This window comes from Serratia sp. 14-2641 (genome assembly GCF_001692375.1).
Lineage (GTDB): Bacteria > Pseudomonadota > Gammaproteobacteria > Enterobacterales > Enterobacteriaceae > Chania > Chania fonticola_C.
Window position 1 is genome coordinate 1 of sequence record NZ_LXKR01000001.1, and the last position, 17,939, is coordinate 17,939.

The 17,939-nt window shown below is 56.3% G+C and carries 17 protein-coding genes and 1 pseudogene; 11 read left to right on the top strand and 7 right to left on the bottom strand.

The window, feature by feature from the left end; genetic code table 11:
* Window positions 1–258: 258 nt before the first annotated feature.
* From A6U95_RS00005 to amiA, 3 genes and pseudogenes are all read right to left on the bottom strand, one after another.
* Window positions 259–714: a YaiI/YqxD family protein gene (locus A6U95_RS00005; RefSeq protein WP_024527105.1), complete on the bottom strand. Its 456-nt coding sequence runs from the start codon at window positions 712–714 to the stop codon at window positions 259–261.
* Window positions 714–1,634, bottom strand: a complete 921-nt coding sequence (gene hemF, locus A6U95_RS00010; protein ID WP_065682982.1) for an oxygen-dependent coproporphyrinogen oxidase — start codon at window positions 1,632–1,634, stop codon at window positions 714–716. The genes A6U95_RS00005 and hemF overlap by 1 nt, the downstream gene beginning before the upstream one ends.
* A gap of 67 nt (window positions 1,635–1,701) precedes the next feature.
* Window positions 1,702–2,582: pseudogene (gene amiA / locus A6U95_RS00015) on the bottom strand (N-acetylmuramoyl-L-alanine amidase AmiA).
* Between the two features lie 229 nt (window positions 2,583–2,811).
* Here amiA and A6U95_RS00020 point away from each other — a divergent pair.
* Entirely contained in the window at window positions 2,812–3,237 is a 426-nt protein-coding gene (locus A6U95_RS00020) for a GNAT family acetyltransferase (RefSeq protein WP_024527108.1), read from the top strand.
* A gap of 39 nt (window positions 3,238–3,276) precedes the next feature.
* Here A6U95_RS00020 and A6U95_RS00025 read toward each other — a convergent pair whose 3' ends face one another.
* Window positions 3,277–3,675: a YgiW/YdeI family stress tolerance OB fold protein gene (locus A6U95_RS00025; RefSeq protein ID WP_065682983.1), complete on the bottom strand. Its 399-nt coding sequence runs from the start codon at window positions 3,673–3,675 to the stop codon at window positions 3,277–3,279.
* Between the two features lie 158 nt (window positions 3,676–3,833).
* Here A6U95_RS00025 and A6U95_RS00030 point away from each other — a divergent pair, with 158 nt between their 5' ends.
* The 10 genes from A6U95_RS00030 (at window position 3,834) to A6U95_RS00075 (ending at window position 13,325) form a co-directional block, all read left to right on the top strand.
* Window positions 3,834–4,298 carry a DUF2919 domain-containing protein gene (locus A6U95_RS00030; protein ID WP_024484488.1) on the top strand — a complete coding sequence of 155 codons (465 nt, stop codon included), beginning with the start codon at window positions 3,834–3,836 and terminating at the stop codon, window positions 4,296–4,298.
* 120 nt (window positions 4,299–4,418) lie between these two features.
* Window positions 4,419–5,003 (top strand): RpoE-regulated lipoprotein, encoded by a 585-nt coding sequence (locus A6U95_RS00035; RefSeq protein WP_065682984.1) that lies wholly within the window; start codon window positions 4,419–4,421, stop codon window positions 5,001–5,003.
* 160 nt (window positions 5,004–5,163) lie between these two features.
* Window positions 5,164–6,063, top strand: a complete 900-nt coding sequence (locus tag A6U95_RS00040) for a Dyp-type peroxidase (RefSeq protein WP_024484486.1) — start codon at window positions 5,164–5,166, stop codon at window positions 6,061–6,063.
* A 283-nt stretch (window positions 6,064–6,346) separates the two neighbouring features.
* The gene (locus A6U95_RS00045; protein WP_065682985.1) at window positions 6,347–7,369 is read left to right on the top strand and encodes a sulfate ABC transporter substrate-binding protein; all 1,023 of its coding nucleotides are present in this window, start codon (window positions 6,347–6,349) and stop codon (window positions 7,367–7,369) included.
* Complete coding sequence (gene cysT / locus A6U95_RS00050) at window positions 7,369–8,202, top strand: sulfate/thiosulfate ABC transporter permease CysT (RefSeq protein ID WP_021178700.1); 834 nt, start codon at window positions 7,369–7,371, stop codon at window positions 8,200–8,202. The genes A6U95_RS00045 and cysT overlap by 1 nt, the downstream gene beginning before the upstream one ends.
* Window positions 8,202–9,077, top strand: coding sequence for a sulfate/thiosulfate ABC transporter permease CysW (gene cysW, locus A6U95_RS00055; RefSeq protein WP_021807067.1), 876 nt, complete (start codon window positions 8,202–8,204; stop codon window positions 9,075–9,077). The genes cysT and cysW overlap by 1 nt, the downstream gene beginning before the upstream one ends.
* Window positions 9,067–10,155, top strand: coding sequence for a sulfate/thiosulfate ABC transporter ATP-binding protein CysA (gene cysA, locus A6U95_RS00060; protein ID WP_021178698.1), 1,089 nt, complete (start codon window positions 9,067–9,069; stop codon window positions 10,153–10,155). The genes cysW and cysA overlap by 11 nt, the downstream gene beginning before the upstream one ends.
* Before the next feature lie 68 nt (window positions 10,156–10,223).
* Entirely contained in the window at window positions 10,224–11,105 is an 882-nt protein-coding gene (gene cysM, locus A6U95_RS00065; RefSeq protein WP_065683361.1) for a cysteine synthase CysM, read from the top strand.
* Window positions 11,106–11,313: 208 nt separating this feature from the next.
* The gene (locus tag A6U95_RS00070) at window positions 11,314–11,994 is read left to right on the top strand and encodes a response regulator transcription factor (RefSeq protein ID WP_065682986.1); all 681 of its coding nucleotides are present in this window, start codon (window positions 11,314–11,316) and stop codon (window positions 11,992–11,994) included.
* A 5-nt stretch (window positions 11,995–11,999) separates the two neighbouring features.
* On the top strand, window positions 12,000–13,325 hold the full coding sequence (locus A6U95_RS00075; RefSeq protein ID WP_065682987.1) for an ATP-binding protein: 1,326 nt from the start codon (window positions 12,000–12,002) through the stop codon (window positions 13,323–13,325).
* Here A6U95_RS00075 and A6U95_RS00080 read toward each other — a convergent pair.
* The 3 genes from A6U95_RS00080 to A6U95_RS00090 are packed head-to-tail and all read right to left on the bottom strand — an operon-like array spanning window position 13,322 to window position 17,795.
* Window positions 13,322–14,566, bottom strand: a complete 1,245-nt coding sequence (locus tag A6U95_RS00080; RefSeq protein WP_065682988.1) for a sigma-54 dependent transcriptional regulator — start codon at window positions 14,564–14,566, stop codon at window positions 13,322–13,324. The two genes, A6U95_RS00075 and A6U95_RS00080, sit on opposite strands and share 4 nt — an antisense overlap.
* Window positions 14,560–16,563, bottom strand: a complete 2,004-nt coding sequence (locus tag A6U95_RS00085; protein WP_065682989.1) for an ATP-binding protein — start codon at window positions 16,561–16,563, stop codon at window positions 14,560–14,562. The genes A6U95_RS00080 and A6U95_RS00085 overlap by 7 nt, the downstream gene beginning before the upstream one ends.
* Window positions 16,560–17,795 (bottom strand): ABC transporter substrate-binding protein, encoded by a 1,236-nt coding sequence (locus A6U95_RS00090; protein WP_065682990.1) that lies wholly within the window; start codon window positions 17,793–17,795, stop codon window positions 16,560–16,562. The genes A6U95_RS00085 and A6U95_RS00090 overlap by 4 nt, the downstream gene beginning before the upstream one ends.
* Window positions 17,796–17,939 lie beyond the last annotated feature (144 nt).

The window sequence follows — 17,939 nt, forward strand, 5'->3', positions numbered from 1 at the left end:
GATCGACCTGAGAAATAGGTCGATCATCATGGGTAAAGGATGTTAAAAAGTGTTCACCATGTCCTTGAACACCTGTCTACCATGTCCCCGGTCTGTACACTCCCACAGGGAGAGGGGGCTGTTCCGGAGCAGCGTTCGGGTGCAGGAGTAGAATGTGGCGCGTTTCATACCTCAGCCAATACAAGGTTGAATTCAGATATAGAAGTCAATTGGTGGCACGTTCGATTCCCTCTCCCTGGGAGAGGGGTAATCTCGGTGCTAATTGGCCCGTTTCGCCTGCTGCAGCCACTTGTCCAACTCATTGGCAAACTGCTGTCTATCGCGCTGGTTGAGGGTATTCGGCCCCCCGGTCTGGATCCCGCTGGAGCGCAGGGTATCCATAAAATCACGCATGTTCAGGCGTTCACGAATGGTGTCTGGCGTATAACGCTCACCGCGAGGATTCAGGGCGATAGCGCCTTTTTCTATCACTTCGGCGGCCAGCGGGATATCCGCGGTGATCACCAGATCGCCTTTTTCACAGCGGCGCACGATTTCGTTATCCGCCACGTCAAATCCTGCAGCAACCTGCAAGGTGCGGATAAATTTCGAAGGGGGCGTGCGCAAAGGCTGATTAGCCACCAGGGTGACAGGCATCGCCGCGCGATCTGCGGCACGGAACAGCACTTCTTTGATCACGTTTGGACAGGCGTCGGCATCGACCCAAATCTGCATTATTGTTGCTCCTGTAGCCAGTCGCGCACTGGCAGAAAGTCACGGTATAGCGCGGCTTCCGGGCTGTCGGTTGCAGGCTGGAAGTTATATTCCCAACGCACCAAAGGCGGCATCGACATCAGGATCGATTCGGTGCGGCCCCCAGTTTGCAGGCCGAACAGCGTACCGCGATCCCACACCAGATTAAACTCGACATAGCGGCCACGGCGATAGAGCTGAAACTGGCGTTCGTTGTCGCCCCAAGGCAGTGCTTTACGTCTTTCCACGATCGGGAGATAGGCCTCCAGGAAACCTTCACCTACCGCCCGGGTAAACGCGAAACAGCTTTCGAAATCCGGGGTATTCAGATCGTCAAAGAATAGGCCGCCGATGCCGCGGGCTTCATTACGGTGTTTGATAAAGAAGTAGTCATCGCACCACTTCTTGTATTTTGGGTACACATCGTCGCCGAAGGGAGCGCAGAGTTGTTGTGCGGTGCGGTGCCAGTGAACGGCGTCCTCGGTAAAGCCATAGAAGGGCGTTAGGTCAAAGCCACCGCCAAACCACCAAACCGGCTCTTCGCCCGGTTTTTCAGCGATAAAGAAGCGCACGTTGGCATGGCTGGTAGGTATATACGGGCTGAGCGGATGGATCACCAGCGATACGCCCATCGCCTGAAAGCTGCGCCCGGCCAGCTCTGGACGATGCGCGGTAGCAGAGGCGGGCAGCGTGGCACCGGATACGTGGGAAAAGTTTACTCCGGCCTGTTCGAATACCGCACCGTTAGTCAGCACCCGGCTACGGCCACCGCCGCCTTCTTCACGCGTCCAGCGATCTTCCTTAAAACCGGCGCCGCCATCGGCCTGGGCCAACTGCTCACAAATCTTGTCTTGCAACGCCAGCAGGAAGGATTTTACTGCGGCAATGGTGGGTAAACTCATACGGGTTTTCGCAATGGGTAACTGGACAGGGCGGCAAGTATACCTTCTCGGCCCGTATTTTGCAGGCCTAGCGCGGCTTACGTTGGTGAACGTCGTAATATTGGAAGAAATTGATCACACCGTCGGCAATGGCGCGGGCAATTTTTTCGCGAAAGGCGGTGGTGCCTAACAGGCGCTCTTCACCGGGGTTGGTGATAAACGAGGTTTCTACCAGCACCGAAGGAATAGAAGGGGACTTTAATACGGCAAACGCCGCCTGTTCGGTGCTTTCACTGTGCAGGCGGTGAACCGGGCGGATCTGGCCCAGCACGTGACGGCCCAGGGTCAGGCTGTTGTTGATGGTGTCGGTTTGCACCAGATCGAACAACACCTGCTGTAGATAGTTATCCTGATCTTTGTATTTGCCCCCGCTACGTCATCGGCGGCGTTTTCCTTATTGGAGAGATAGCGCGCCATCGCGCTGCTGGCTCCGCGGTTGGAAAGGGCAAACACCGAAGCTCCGGCGGCATCCGGGCTGGTAAATCCATCGGCATGGATCGAGATAAACAGGTCGGCCTGGTGCTGGTGGGCGATCTCCACGCGCTGGAACAGCGGGATAAATTCATCCTCCTCCCGGGTCAGGCGGGCATCAACGTGCTCGTGCTCATGCAAAAAACGCCGCACGTGGTTGGCAATTTCCAGCACCACGTGTTTTTCCTGTGAGCCTTCATGGCCCACGGCACCGGAGTCGATACCGCCGTGGCCGGGATCGATCATCACCACTCTTTTGCTCCCCGTAGCCTTGGGGAGCGGTTTGCTGTGCGGTTTTGGTTGCAGCATATTGGCCTGGGAGGCTGAGGTTTTGCCCCCGAGCAGGGCCAGAGCCAGGCCGGAAAGCAGCAGTTGGCGTCGAGTCGATGAAGCGGTGAGAGGGCTGAAATTGAGGTAGGTTTTGCTCTGTTTTTTCATCACGCGCGGCTCCAACTCGATCAATCTATTTCGCGACGTTATAGCGTATTGATCCTCATTAATCGACTTGATAACTATTGCCATTTATTACCTGGCAAAACGCTGCGGCTTGAAAGACGGCAGGTATCAGTCAATAATTACGTAATAATCAGATATACCCGTCGTCTTTCACGCTGCAGCTTGAAATCCATAGGGTATTAAATAAGTTAATTAACAGTAGCGAGCAACGATGGAAATTCGCGTATTTCGGCAAGACGACTTTGAAGAAGTCATCACCCTGTGGGAGCGTTGTGACCTGTTACGGCCATGGAACGATCCCGAGATGGATATTGAACGCAAACTGAACCACGATCCGGATCTGTTTTTGGTGGCGGAAGTGGGGGGGGAGGTGGTTGGCTCGGTGATGGGCGGTTACGACGGCCACCGGGGTTCGGCGTATTACCTGGGCGTTCACCCAGACTATCGCGGGCGCGGCATTGCCAATGCGTTGATTAATCGGCTGGAGAAAAAGCTGATTGCGCGCGGCTGTCCGAAAATTCAGCTGATGGTGCGTGAAGACAACGACACCGTGATCGAAATGTATGAAAAGCTCGGCTACGAAATTCAGGCGATCACCAGTCTGGGGAAACGCCTGATCGAAGATCAAGAGTATTGATCGTCAGGGCGGTGGTTGCCACCGCCCCCAAGCCCTGGTTTAAGGCAGTTTTTTGATGTTTTTCACATCGACTTCCACGTTGTTCCAGTCCTTATCCACTTTCCCTTCCAACTGTACCTTGTCTTTTGGGGTGATGGTCTGACTGTTCCAGCGCTTTCTGTCGATCTCTACCGTCAGCGTGCCGGTGGCGTCGCGGAAGGTGTAGGTGTCATCACCCACGCGCTGTTCGATATTGCCCTGCAACATCACCCAGGTATCATCGCTCATTGATTTGACCTTATCTACCGTGGTCAGTGTGGCGCTAGGGCCGGAGAAACCACCTTGCGGGCTGGTTTGCGTTTGAGCCGGTGTCGCGTTGGGGTCGAGGAACCCGCCCTGTTGAGCGAGAACCGGTGCGCTGCATAATGCGATGAGTGTGAGTAAAGCGATCTTTTTCATCTGGATCTTCCTTATCAGTGGTCTGAATGATTTCCCGTTAGCGGGACATAACCTGATTAAACCATAAGGATCTTAAGAGCTTCTTAAGCTGGAGATTGAAAATGGTGGCCACCGTCGCCATTTGCAAGGGTAATCATAACATCGGCAAGGAAAAGTATTTGAAGGCGTCAACACACCGGTTTTCACCGGACGATTACGATCAGCACGGTATGTTACGGTTGCCGCTGTGGTTTTGGGGCGTACTGATCTTACAGGCTCGTACTTGGCTACTGTTTGTGATGGCGGGCACCTCACGCGATCAGGGTGCTGGCTTGTTACAACTGTTCTATCCAGATACTCAGCGCTTTTGGTACGGTATTGCGCTTGGGCTGCCTGCGGCGCTGGCCTTTTTGATTGCTGGCCGCCGCCAGCATTGGCCACGTCTGTGGCGTAGTTGGCGTTGGGTACTGATAGTTTCGCTGGCGGCAGCGCTGCTCGGCTCGCTTTACAGCCTGTGGCAGCAAGACAGCAATGAACCTCCGCTGGATCTCCTGCTGGCGCTGTTGGATGTGCTGGCGATGGGGTATCTGTTAATGAATCGGCGCTTGAAAGCCTGTTTTATCCCGCAGGATGAGGCGGGTTAATTGTTAAAAGTTGCGGCACTTTTCCCAATTTACGCACTCCAACCTGGCAATTGATGGCGCAGCCACAGTGGTTATGAGAGGCTGCATATCGCCGATGTCTTTGATGTTAAGGAGCTATGAATGAATATTCGCCCACTGTTGTTAGGGTTACCGCTGATGTTGACCGGTTGTTCGACCATGTCAAACTTCTCCTGGTCCAGCCTGTCGCCGTTCAACTGGTTTGGCGGCAGCGTAGAGGTTAGCGCTAAAGGCGTCGGTGATGTGGGGGCCGGTACCCCCATGACGGAAGCGGCGATTGGCAAGGGGCTGAATAACAACTACCGCATTCGTGGCGGGATGGCGACCAACCAAGGGCAGATCGTTTCCTACTTCCAGGCATTGGACGGCGATGACGTGAAGCTGGTGATCACCGGGGAGCCTAAGGGCCACGTGCAGCGCGTTGACGTGATGGACGCCAAGATCGCCACCGAATGGGGCAGCAAGCTGGGTACGCCGTTTAGCGAACTGTTCAGCAAGGCCTATGGTGCCTGTAAACCTGCCGAAGGCGAGGATGTTGGCAAGGTCGAGTGCGTGGCGCAGCAAAGCCGCAATGTCAGCTATATCTTCAGTGGTAAATGGGCTGGCCCACAGGATTTGATCCCACCGGACGATACTCTGCAGAGCTGGACGGTGAGTAAGATCGTCTGGCATGCCAAAGCACAATAATTCTCATTGCGGGCGCACCTTACGGTGTGCCTGCCTCGTTTGGCGTTAAATCCCTATTTTCTTTGCGTTCGGGCAAGGCAATCAGCCTGCTGTGCGTTATGATATTGCGCGTTTATAACAGGGCAACCTGTTACCCGATTCAGGTCTTGAGGAAATCAACATGACACAGGTTCAGAGCGGCATCCTGCTGGAACACTGCCGTTTTGGTATTTTTATGGAAGCTATGGTACAGGGCGAATTCGTCGATCTGCGCCAAGGTTGCAAACAGTTTTGTCAGGTGCTCGGCGAGTTGCAGCAACAGTTTCCAGATGCCCACTTAGGTGCGGTTATCGCTTTTGGCTCCGACGTTTGGCATGACCTTTCCAATGGCCAGGGGGCCAAAGAGCTGAAGCCTTTCGCGCCGCTGGGCAAGGGGCTGGCACCGGCCACCCAACGCGATATGCTGATCCATATTCAATCGCTGCGTCATGACGTTAACTTCACCCTGGCGCAGGCCGCCCTGGCCGCGTTTGGTAACACCATTCGTATTGAAGAAGAAACGCACGGTTTCCGCTGGGTAGAAGAGCGCGATCTGAGCGGCTTTATCGACGGTACCGAAAATCCGCAGGGCGAACAACGCCCGGAAGTCGCGGTGATTGGCGCTGGCGAAGAAGACGAAGGTGGCAGCTACGTGCTGGTACAGCGTTACGAGCACAACCTGCGCCAGTGGCAGCGTTTCACTACCGAACAGCAGGAACAGATCATTGGCCGTACCAAACAAGACAGTGAAGAACTGCCGCCGGATCAACGGCCAGATACCTCGCACGTCAGCCGTGTCGATCTGAAAGAAGACGGCAAAGGGCTGAAAATTTTGCGCCAGAGCCTGCCTTATGGCACCGCCAGCGGCAAACATGGCCTGTATTTCATCGCCTATTGCGCGCGCCTGCACAACATCGAACAGCAGCTGTTAAGCATGTTCGGTGAGCTGGACGGCAAACACGACGCGATGCTGCGTTTCAGCCGCGCGGTGACCGGGAGCTACTACTTCGCACCTTCGCTGACGCGCCTGATGTCGCTTTGATGTAATTGGCTTTTATGTAGGGGTATAGCACGCTGTTAAACGGGCGCAGCAAGCGGCGCCCCTACAATAAATTCATCAACATTGTCATTCTCTGGGCCAGTTCCTCTGGCTCCGGGCTTTCCCTCCCTCTGCGGTGAACCGCTCCCCTCCTGCCTTATAGCGTTTGATGCTTGAAAATCACTAAACGGTATATAAAAGCGTTACAGGTCTGCATCAAGTTATAAATACACTGGTCAATATCAGGGCATCAGCCCGGCGGTAAGACTCAGTGATAAGGTGCAGAATGAAACATTCCCGGGTTAAAAATACGCTGTTGAAAGGGTGGCTGGTGGCGGCATTGTTAGCCAGCGGTACGGTTTCGGCGGCAGAATTGCTCAACAGCTCCTATGACGTCTCCCGCGAACTGTTTGCCGCGCTGAACCCTGGCTTTGAAAAGCAGTGGGATCAGCAGCATCCGAACGACAAACTGACCATCAAACAGTCCCACGCAGGTTCTTCCAAACAGGCGTTGGCGATCTTGCAGGGTCTGCGTGCCGATGTGGTCACCTATAACCAGGTCAGTGACGTGCAAATCCTGCACGATCGCGGCCAACTGATCCCGGCAGATTGGCAGCAACGCCTGCCGAACAACAGCTCTCCATTCTATTCCACCATGGCGTTCCTGGTGCGCAAGGACAACCCGAAAGGTATCCACACCTGGAGCGATCTGGTGCGTGATGACGTGAAGCTGGTATTCCCAAATCCGAAAACCTCCGGAAATGGCCGCTATACCTATCTGGCCGCCTGGGGCGCTGCCAGCCAAGCTGATGGCAACGATCAGGCCAAAACCCGTGAGTTCATGACCCGTTTGCTGAAAAACGTGGTGGTGTTTGATACCGGTGGCCGTGGCGCAACGACGACCTTTGTCGAACGTGGCCTGGGCGACGTGCTGATCAGCTTTGAATCCGAAGTGAACAATATCCGCAAGCAGTACGGCGCAGACAAGTATGAAGTGATCGTGCCGCCGGTCGATATTCTGGCGGAGTTCCCGGTGGCCTGGGTGGACAAAAACGTCGAGAAAAACGGCACCGAGCAGGTGGCCAAAGAGTACCTGAACTATCTCTATAGTCCGGCGGCCCAGAAACTGATCACCAGCTTCTATTATCGCGTCAATGACCCGCAGGTAATGGCGGCGGCCAAGAGCCAATTCCCTGAGACCAAGCTGTTCAGCGTTGAGGATCAGTTCGGCGGCTGGCCGCAGGTGATGAGTGCCCACTTTGCGACGGGCGGAGAATTGGACCAACTGTTAGCGGCAGGGCATAAGTAATGTTTTCGATGGCCAGTAAGCGGGTACTGCCTGGGTTTACTCTCAGTCTGGGAAGCAGCCTGCTTTTCACCTGCCTGATTTTGCTGTTGCCGCTCAGCGCACTGGTGATGCAGCTGGCGCAAATGAGCCTGGCACAGTATTGGGAGGTGATCACCAATCCGCAGGTCGTGGCTGCTTATAAGGTGACGCTGCTGGCGGCCGGAGTCGCCAGCGTTTTCAACGCGGTGTTTGGCATGCTGATGGCCTGGATCCTCACCCGTTACCAGTTCCCTGGCCGTTCCTTGCTGGATGGCCTGATGGATTTGCCGTTTGCATTGCCTACAGCGGTGGCTGGCCTGACCCTGGCGGGGCTGTTTTCTACCACCGGTTGGTACGGCCAATGGCTGGCTCATTTTGATATCAAGGTTTCCTTCACCTGGTTGGGGATTGCGGTGGCGATGGCCTTTACCAGCATTCCTTTCGTGGTGCGCACGGTGCAACCGGTACTGGAAGAGTTGGGGCCTGAATATGAAGAGGCCGCCGAAACGCTCGGGGCTACCCGCTGGCAGAGTTTCCGCCGCGTGGTGTTGCCAGAGGTTGCTCCAGCGCTGCTCGCCGGGACGGCGTTGTCGTTTACCCGCAGCCTGGGGGAATTTGGTGCGGTGATATTTATCGCTGGCAACATTGCCTGGAAAACCGAAGTGACCTCATTGATGATTTTTGTGCGCTTACAGGAGTTCGATTACCCGGCCGCTAGTGCGATTGCCTCGGTGATCCTGGCGGCGTCACTGCTGCTGCTGTTCGCCATTAACACCCTACAGAGCCGCTTTGGCCGCCGAATTGGAGGGCACTGATGGCTGATGTTACCGCCCTGAACGGCGCAGAGCGCCCACGTGTAAATTGGGGGAAATGGACGCTGATTGCCATTGGCGCGCTGTTCTCCATCCTGCTGTTGGTCGTGCCGATGGTGATGATCTTTATCGAGGCATTTTCCTCCGGCGTGGGTGCCGTGTGGCATAACCTTTCGGACCCGGACATGCTGCACGCCATTTGGTTGACGGTGCTGGTGGCGCTGATCACCGTGCCGGTCAACCTGGTGTTCGGTACTTTGCTGGCCTGGCTGGTGACGCGCTTTACCTTCCCTGGCCGCCAACTGCTGCTGACGTTGTTCGACATGCCGTTTGCGGTGTCGCCGGTGGTGGCGGGGCTGCTGTATCTGCTGTTTTACGGCACCAACGGCCCGATCGGCGGCTGGCTGGATGCCCATGACATTCAACTGATGTTCGCTTGGCCGGGCATGGTGCTGGTGACAATATTCGTGACCTGCCCGTTTGTGGTCCGTGAACTGGTGCCGCTGATGATGAGCCAGGGCAGCCAGGAAGACGAGGCCGCGGTGCTGTTGGGCGCTTCAGGTTGGCAGATGTTCCGCCGCGTCACCTTACCGAACATCCGTTGGGCATTGCTGTATGGCGTGGTGCTGACCAACGCCCGCGCGATTGGCGAGTTTGGCGCAGTATCGGTGGTGTCCGGCTCTATCCGTGGCGAAACCTATACCTTGCCACTGCAAGTGGAATTACTGCATCAGGATTACAACACCGCCGGGGCATTTACCGCTGCGGCACTGTTGACCCTGATGGCGATAGTCACCCTATTTCTGAAAAGCGGACTGCAATGGCGCCTGGCGCGTCAGGATGCGCGTCTTGAGCGGGAGGAAAATCATGAGCATTGAGATTAACGGTATCAACAAGTCTTTTGGCCGTACCAAGGTATTGAACGATATCTCGCTCGATATTCCTTCCGGTGAGATGGTGGCGCTGTTAGGCCCATCTGGTTCGGGCAAGACCACCTTGCTGCGTATTATCGCCGGGCTGGAAAGCCAGAGCAGCGGTAAGCTGGGTTTCCACGGCACCGACGTCAGCCGCGTGCATGCGCGTGATCGTCGCGTCGGCTTCGTGTTCCAACACTACGCGCTGTTCCGTCATATGACGGTTTTCGACAATATCGCTTTTGGCCTGAGCGTCCTGCCACGCCGTGAGCGTCCGAATGCGGCGGCGATCAAACAGAAAGTGGAGCAGTTGCTGGAGATGGTGCAGTTGGGTCATCTGGCTAACCGCTACCCTTCACAGCTTTCCGGCGGCCAGAAGCAACGTGTCGCCTTGGCGCGCGCGCTGGCGGTGGAGCCCCAGATCCTGCTGCTGGACGAGCCGTTTGGTGCGCTGGATGCCCAGGTGCGTAAAGAACTGCGCCGCTGGCTACGTCAACTGCATGAAGAACTGAAGTTCACCAGCGTGTTCGTGACTCACGATCAGGAAGAAGCGATGGAAGTCGCCGATCGCATCGTGGTGATGAGCCAGGGGAATATCGAGCAGGTAGGTTCACCGACCGAGATCATGCGTGAACCCGCGACCCGCTTCGTGCTGGAGTTTATGGGCGAAGTTAACCGCCTGAACGGTGAAATCCGTGGTTCACAGCTGTTTGTGGGCGCTCACCAATGGCCGCTGTCGTTCCAGCCAATGCACCAAGGCAGCGTCGATCTGTTCCTGCGCCCGTGGGAAATGGAGATTGGCACCGATTGCAGCGCCCGTTGTCCTTTACCGGTACAGGTGTTGGAAGTCAGCCCGCGTGGCCACTTCTGGCAGTTGACCGTGCAGCCGATTGGTTGGCATCAGGAGCCTATCAGCGTGATTATGTCGGAAGGCCATGCTGCACCGGCGCGCGGGGACCGTTACTACGTTGGCAGCCTGAATGCCCGCCTTTACGCCGGTGAACAACTGTTACAACCGGTTGCGTTAGCGAAAAGCGCCTGATAATTTCTAACCATTCCCATTTAAGGCAACCCAGGGTTGCCTTTTTACATTATACGCAGGCAATGATTGTGACCACGCTGGAACAATGCATCGGTAATACACCGTTAGTAAAACTACAACGACTGGCCGAAGGGCTGGACAGTGAAATCTGGCTCAAGCTGGAGGGCAACAATCCGGCGGGGTCGGTCAAGGATCGGGCCGCGCTGGGGATGATCCAGCAGGCGGAACTGCGCGGTGAAATCCAGCCGGGCGATACGCTGATCGAGGCCACCAGTGGCAATACCGGCATCGCGCTGGCGATGATCTGTGCAATGAAAGGTTACACGCTGAAGCTGCTGATGCCGGAAAACATGAGCATGGAACGCCAGGCAGCGATGCGAGCTTATGGTGCCGAACTGATCCTGGTCAGCCGTGAGCAGGGGATGGAGGGGGCGCGTGACCTGGCGCTGGAGATGCAGCAGCAGGGGCTGGGCAAGGTGTTGGATCAGTTCAACAATCTGGATAACCCCTACGCGCATTTCACCACTACCGGCCCGGAAATCTGGCAGCAGACCGCCGGTCGTATCACTCATTTCGTTTCCAGCATGGGCACTACCGGCACCATTACCGGCGTTGGCGGCTACCTGAAAAGCCAAAATCCGCAGGTGAATATCATCGGCTTACAGCCTGCTGAAGGCAGCAGCATCCCGGGTATCCGCCGTTGGGCACCGGCCTACCTGCCGGGTATTTTCCGCCCGGAGCTGGTGGATCAGGTGTTGGATATGGCACAAAGCGAAGCCGAACAAACCATGCGCCAACTGGCGCAGCGGGAAGGTATTTTCTGCGGTGTCAGCTCTGGTGGAGCCGTAGCTGGGGCGTTGCGCGTTGCTGCGGCCAACCCTGGCAGCGTCATTGTCGCCATTGTCTGCGATCGCGGTGACCGCTACCTGTCTACCGGCGTATTTTCCTAGCTGAGCGATAATCGGTAGGGAGGAGCGAGACTCTCTACCTATTCCCCAACCTCTGCCCTTTATCCCCTCAAGATCGAGTATCCCCTGAGCCATAAACCCCGTCTTTCATTTGTGTCGGGAGAATGTCAATGTGTAAGGATTAGGTAAAACCGGCTGCGTACAGCGACAATAGACGCGAAAATGGCGGTAAATCAGCGGAGGAATGGGCATGAAAATTTTATTGGTCGATGACGATCTGGAACTTGGCACCATGCTGAGCGAATACCTGACGGCTGAAGGATTCAACGCGTCCCTGGTGCTGACTGGCAAGGCCGGAGTGGATGGGGCGCTTTCTGGCGATTATACCGCAATGATCCTCGACATCATGCTGCCGGACATGAGCGGGATCGACGTGCTGCGCGAGGTTCGCAAAAAGAGCCGCTTGCCGATCATCATGCTGACGGCCAAGGGTGACAATATCGACCGGGTGATCGGGCTGGAGATGGGCGCCGACGACTATGTGCCCAAACCTTGTTACCCACGCGAACTGGTGGCACGCCTGCGTGCAGTGCTGCGCCGGTTTGAAGAGCAGCCGGAAGCGGTGGATAAAGTTTCAGTCCTCAGCTTTAACGAATTGACGCTCAACCCATCCACCCGCAGCAGTGCCTGGCAGGGGAAGGTATTCGATCTCACCGCCTCAGAGTTCAACTTGCTGGAGTTACTGTTGCGTTCGCCTGAACGAGTCGTGTCGAAGGATGAACTGTCAGAGAAAGGTCTGGGGCGGCCACGCGAGGCTTACGATCGCAGCGTGGACGTGCATATCAGCAATATCCGCCAGAAGCTGGGCGCGCTAACCGATAACCGATTGAGCATTGAAACCGTGCGCAGTATCGGTTACCGCATCAGGTAATGCCGATGCGTGGAAGACTGTTCTGGAAAATACTGCTCGGTTTCTGGCTAACGTTTATCATCATGACCCAGGCGCTGTGGGTGACGTTTACCTTTTATGGTAATCGCCATGAAGTCCCGGAAAACAGCATGACCTGGCGTATCGCTAATCTGCAACTGACCTCTGCGGCCTCGGTGTTGCGCAGCAGTGGGATGCCCGCGCTGAATGCAATGGTTGCCAAATGGCCTGAAACCGAACGCCGTTTCTTAAGCGTAACGCCGGCCTTAAAGCCATCGGATGATGAGCCAGGCCAAAACCCACATACCAACCGGCCAGCGAAAATGATGGTGGAATGGGTAACAGGTGCGGATAACCAGAGCTACCTCTTGAGCTACGATCTGGAAGGACTGCGTGCCGAATATCGGCCACCCAAGCGCTGGCGCCTGCTGAACATTCCGGAGCCAATGGTGTGGGTCGGTGGGCTGGGGGGCTTGCTGTTTAGCGCTATGCTGGCCTGGAACCTTACGCGCCCAATGCGTCAACTGCGCGCCGGTTTTGAACGGGTAGCGCAGGGCGATCTGGCGGTGCGGTTGTTCCCGGCGATGCGGCGGCGGCATGACGAGCTTTCTGAGGTGGCTCGTGACTTTGACAGCATGGCGGAGCGGCTGGAGGTGCTGGTCAGCGCCCGTGAACAATTGCTGCATGATGTTTCCCATGAGTTGCGTTCGCCATTGGCCCGCTTGCAGCTAGCCATCGGCCTGGGGCGGCAAAATCCGGAGAACGTGGAGAACTCGTTGCAGCGTATCGAGCACGAAGCCGGGCGGCTAGACAAGATGATTGGCGAACTGCTGGCGCTGTCACGTACCGAGAACAACGGCCTGTCGGATGATGAAGAGTATTTCGATCTCTTTGGGCTGGTGGAGGCGGTGGTTAACGATGCGCGCTACGAGGCGCAAATACCCGGTGTAGAGATCGTGTTGCAGGCCAGTTCCGACGAGGAATACACCGTAAAAGGTAATGCCGAACTGATGCGCCGGGCGGTTGAGAACATTGTGCGCAATGCCCTGCGCTTTTCCAGCCATGGCCAGCGGGTGACCGTGGTGCTGACGCGTATCGACCAACTGTTCCAGATCCAGGTTAGCGATCAGGGGCCGGGCGTGGAAGAGTCGAAGCTGTCCAGCATCTTTGATCCTTTCGTCCGGGTAAAATCGGCGATGTCTGGCAAGGGCTATGGCCTGGGTTTGGCGATCACGCGCAAAGTGGTGCTGGCCCATGGTGGGCAGGTTGAGGCACACAATGGCGAACAGGGTGGTTTGGTGATCACGCTGCGGGTACCGCGCTGGCCAATTTAACGATAATGCTGCTTGTCCAGATCGTACTTTTTCATCCGCAGGTAGAGCTTTTTACGCGGGATCTGTAAATACTCGGACACCTCATTAATCCGCCCCTGATGCAGGTTCAACGCCTCGGTAATGATCTGGCGCTCATAGTCTTCGATACGCTGATCCAGCGGAGCGGGATCGGATCCGTGCAACAGCGGATTGGCGGTCTCTGCCAGTGGCATCACCCCGACGGCAAACAGCTCTGCGGCATTGGCCAGCTCGCGCACGTTATTTGGCCATACCCTTTTGACCAAACGCTTAATCAACTCGGCTGGCAGATCCGGCAACGGATGGTTAAGGCGCAGGCAGGCCTGTTCCAGGTAGTGGCGGAATAACGGCTCTATATCGTCGGGGCGCAGAGAAAGCGGCAGGCAGGCGATTTGGGTCATGGCAAAGCAGTAATAGAAATCGGGCAGGAGGGTATGCCCGGCGGCCAGTTCCACCAACGGTGAAGTCCCAATGCCGATCAGCCGGAAGGGCAGTGGGTCTTGCCCTTGGAGCTGGATCAGCCGCGCCTGCTGGGTGATAGACAAGTGTTCGAGGTGGCGTAAAATCAGCGTCCCGCCGCTTACCTGCTCAATCCATTGTTCTAACGGTGCCTCCCCCCCCGGCGTCAATTCACCCACGATCAACGGCTGTTCGCTGCGATGGCTCATGCGGTGTAAATAACGGGCTGCCAACGTCCTGCCGACCCCTAACTCCCCTTGCAGGTAAACCGCCAAATCGGTTTCGGCCACCTGCTGCAAACGCACCCGTAGCTGCTTTACCCACTCACTACGGCCAATCAGATTGCTCTGCAGCTGTTCTTGCTGCCAACGACGACGGGCAATGTAAGAACGTCTCTGGGCCAGCGCGGTGGCGACCTGTTCGAGTAGCTGGGCCGGGTTGACCGGTTTTTGCAGAAAGTCCCATGCCCCTTTTTTCACTGCTTCAACCGCCATCGGCACATCGCCATGGCCAGTGATCAACAATACCGGCAAACAGGCATCGTGAGCGAGCAGTAGCGCCATCAGCTCAATCCCGGAACAGCCAGGCATACAGACATCGCTGATAACGATCCCTGGCCACTCCTCACCGAGCATTTCCTGTGCCTTAAGCGGGTTACTACAGGCCTGAACCTGATAGCCTGCCTGGCTGAGCAGCATGGTATAGGCATCAAGGACGTCGGCATCGTCGTCGATTAACAGAATTTGCGCTTGTTGGCTTAACATGGTTGATCCACCGGTTGAAACTGTAAAACGACGCAGGCGTTTTGCGTCAGCGTAGAGGCCAGATGCAGGCTACCGCCCATTTGCTGCATCAGCGAAAGCGAGATGGACAGGCCAATCCCCAAGCCCACCGATTTGCTGGTGGTGAAAGGTTTGAGTAACGATTCAGCCCGCGCCAGCGGCCAGCCAGGCCCATTATCCCACAGCATGATCTGCCAGCTGGACGCCTGGCGTTGCCAGCTTATCTGCAATAGTGGCCGCTCCTGGCAGGCATCCAGCGCGTTGCTCATCAGATTGACCAACACCTGCTGAATGCGCACCTCATCACCTAACACGTTTGGCGCACCTTCCGGTAGCCGCAGTTCCCCGTGCAGCGGTTGGTGGCGAAGAGTCAGCAACTCCCAGGCGGCGATTAATGACAGGCGCAAATCAACGGGCTGAGAGGGGCTATCCTGCTCTGTTCGCCGGGTAAATTGCCGCAGCATGCGGATGATGGCATCCATGCGGCCAATCAGACCGTCGGCCTTGCTCAGGGCCAACGTGGCCGCCTCTGGCTGTTGTTTCTCCACCGCATGGCGAGCGGTAAACAGGTACATCGATAGGGCGTTCAGCGGTTGGTTGATTTCATGAGCCAGAGTGGTCATGGTCTGCCCAACCACGGCCAGTTTGGCGGCCTGTACCAGCTCATCCTGCGTGGCACGCAAATGCAGCTCAATGCCCTTGCGCTCGGTAATTTCCTGCTCCAGCCGGGATTTTTGCTGGTTCAACTGGCCTAGGGTGCGCCGCAACAGACGTGCGATGCGGCCCAGTTCATCGCCACCGTAAACCGGGATCGCCGCGTTGGTTTCCCCGAGGCCGATACGCACCACCACCTGGTTCAGCTGGGTAAAACGCTTGACCAGGCGGGAACGGATAAAGTAGTGATTGAGCAAATACACCAATAACATCGCCAGCAGGGTGGCGATCACAATTAGCCTGCCGCTGACGCGGATGATCTGCTCCAGGCGGTGGTTAAAGGTCTGCATCTGCTGGTGGCTGTTGCTCAGTTGCGATTCCAACTGCGTGCGAAAGCGGGCAAGCGTGGCCTCCTTGGCCTGAGTGGCCAGCGTAAGTGCCTGTTGCGCCTGATGATAGTTTTTCATCGCCGCGGGCATACTGTTATCGGCAATGCCAGTCTCCAGTAGTTCGTCGATGGTTTGCCGCAGCGTGATGGTGCTGGGATGATCCTGTAACCCCTGCATATTTTCGTTCGCCGTTTTTTGCAGATAGGCGAGGTAACGCACATGCTCGGCAACCGAAATGGGCTCTTCACCGCCGGATTGCAGCTCGTTGAGGCGATCGCGCAGGGCATCGGCGATCTGGTTCTCGATGCGTGCGAGGGCATAGACCTGCTGCTGCTCGCTCTGTACCTCGCGCAAACTGGCCTGCAAGCGGGGGAGCGCCTTGCCAGAGCCTGTCTCCATCTGATCGAGCAAAGCCCCCTGTTGCCAACTGAAATCCTGTACCAGCGAATTCAGCTCGGTGGTGAAGTCATCATGTAACCAACTGATGCGTGCGGCGATCTCATTGACCTTTTCCCTGGCGATAAACATGTTGTACAGCGCGTTGTCCAATCGGCCCAACAGCTGGCGGCTTTCTGCCAGCGTCGCCTGAATTTGCTGACGTTCAGGGTTATCCAACTGCATGCTGGCCTGCTCGATTTGCTCCAAATGACCGACGATCTGATTTCTTAACTGCAGGCGGGCATTGGTATTGGCGGCTTGCAAAAACTCGTTGAGCTGATCGACCAGCGTGTTCAGATTGCTTTCGATCACGAACGAAGATTGGATGCGTGGAAAGTAATCATCCAGCGCATAGCGGACCTGCGAGCTTTGCTCATGCCAGGAGTATAGGCTGACCCCGCTGACGGTAAGCGTCAGCAGCGCGCCGGTGAGAAAGGCTCCCCGCAGGCAGGCGCTGATAGTCAGGCGTTTGAAGAAGCGCGGCAATAAACGGCTCATTTTAACTCTTCCAGCGCCTTGATGGCCTTTCTCTGCTGCTGCTGAAAGAACAGCTGCCATTCCATGACCTGCTGCTCGCTCTCGCTACGTGCCGCAAACTGTTTGAGGTACTGAGGATCTTCGCTTTGGGCCTGGGTGACAGGAATGGCGGTCAACAAGGCGCGGATCTCCGGCAAAGGCCGTTTGAGGCGGCTTTCAGCGCCATGCAACGCTTTCCAGGCGTCCTTGAGCTGAGACAGGCGGAAGCTGATGGCCGTATCAAACAGCTTTTGCACCAGGCGCTGACGTTGCAAAACCAGGGAGTAATTCAGCGGCGGCCGCTGTAACAGCTTTTGTTGCTGCGCGAAGCGTGGGTTATCTGCTGGCAGCGGAACCACCGGGTATTTTCCCGTGCTGGTATCGGCCAGGACCCGCTGCCCCTGCGGGCTGAGCAGAAACTGTATAAAGCGCCGGGCCTCAGCGGGATAATGGCTATTGCTCGTTACGGCAATATAGGTGGGGGAGGCCGCGGCCTGAGGGAAATAATGGAAGGCCAGATGCGGATCGTCGAGCAGTAGATTAGCGTAGTTATCGATAATCGGCCCAACGGAACCCAGGCCGCTTTTGACTTTATCCGCCACGCCAAAGCTGCGTGAAGAGATGGTGATCAGGTTACCGGCCGCCGATAGCATCGTTTGCCAGCCAGATTGCCACCCCCGCTGTTGCAACAGAGATTCCACCATCAGGTGGCTGGTATCCGAGCGGGAAGGGCTGCTCATCAGCAGGGCCCCCTGGTAGCGGGCATCGGTTAGATCGTCCCAATCGTTTGGCAACGGCAGCCGTTTCTCTGCCAGATTGGAGCGGTTGATTAGCAGGCCAAAACCCGAAATGGCCACCGCCACGGCGGTATTGCGGATAGGCTCGGGTACCAGCCATTGTGATTGTTGCGGAGCACCTTCATAGTTTGCCAGGCGCTGATGCTGTTGCAGGTGCTGGAGCAGCATGGGGGAAGAGGTCAGTACCAGATCGACGTTGTCGCTGCCGGTGCTGTCGAGCAGTTGTTCCAGGGAAGTGCTGGTGCGGTTCAGCGTGCGGATGACCACCGACTGAGGCTGGCCTTGCCAACGGCTGATGAGGTAGGCGGTTGCCTCTGGTGAAAAGGTGGTGGCCATCACCAGTTCATTTCTTTTGGCCCCGGCGACACTGGATAACAGCCAGCAGGCCATTGCCGTAAAAATGAGCGTTGTACGCATAATAAAACTCTCCCTCGACCTCATCGTTTGTGATCTTATTCATAAAATCGCAATGACGATAAAAATAACCCGAAAAACATTTGGGACAAAAATATTTTCGTGAACCAATAGGATTTAGCCGGGGTTATAGCGTTGATGAAGCCA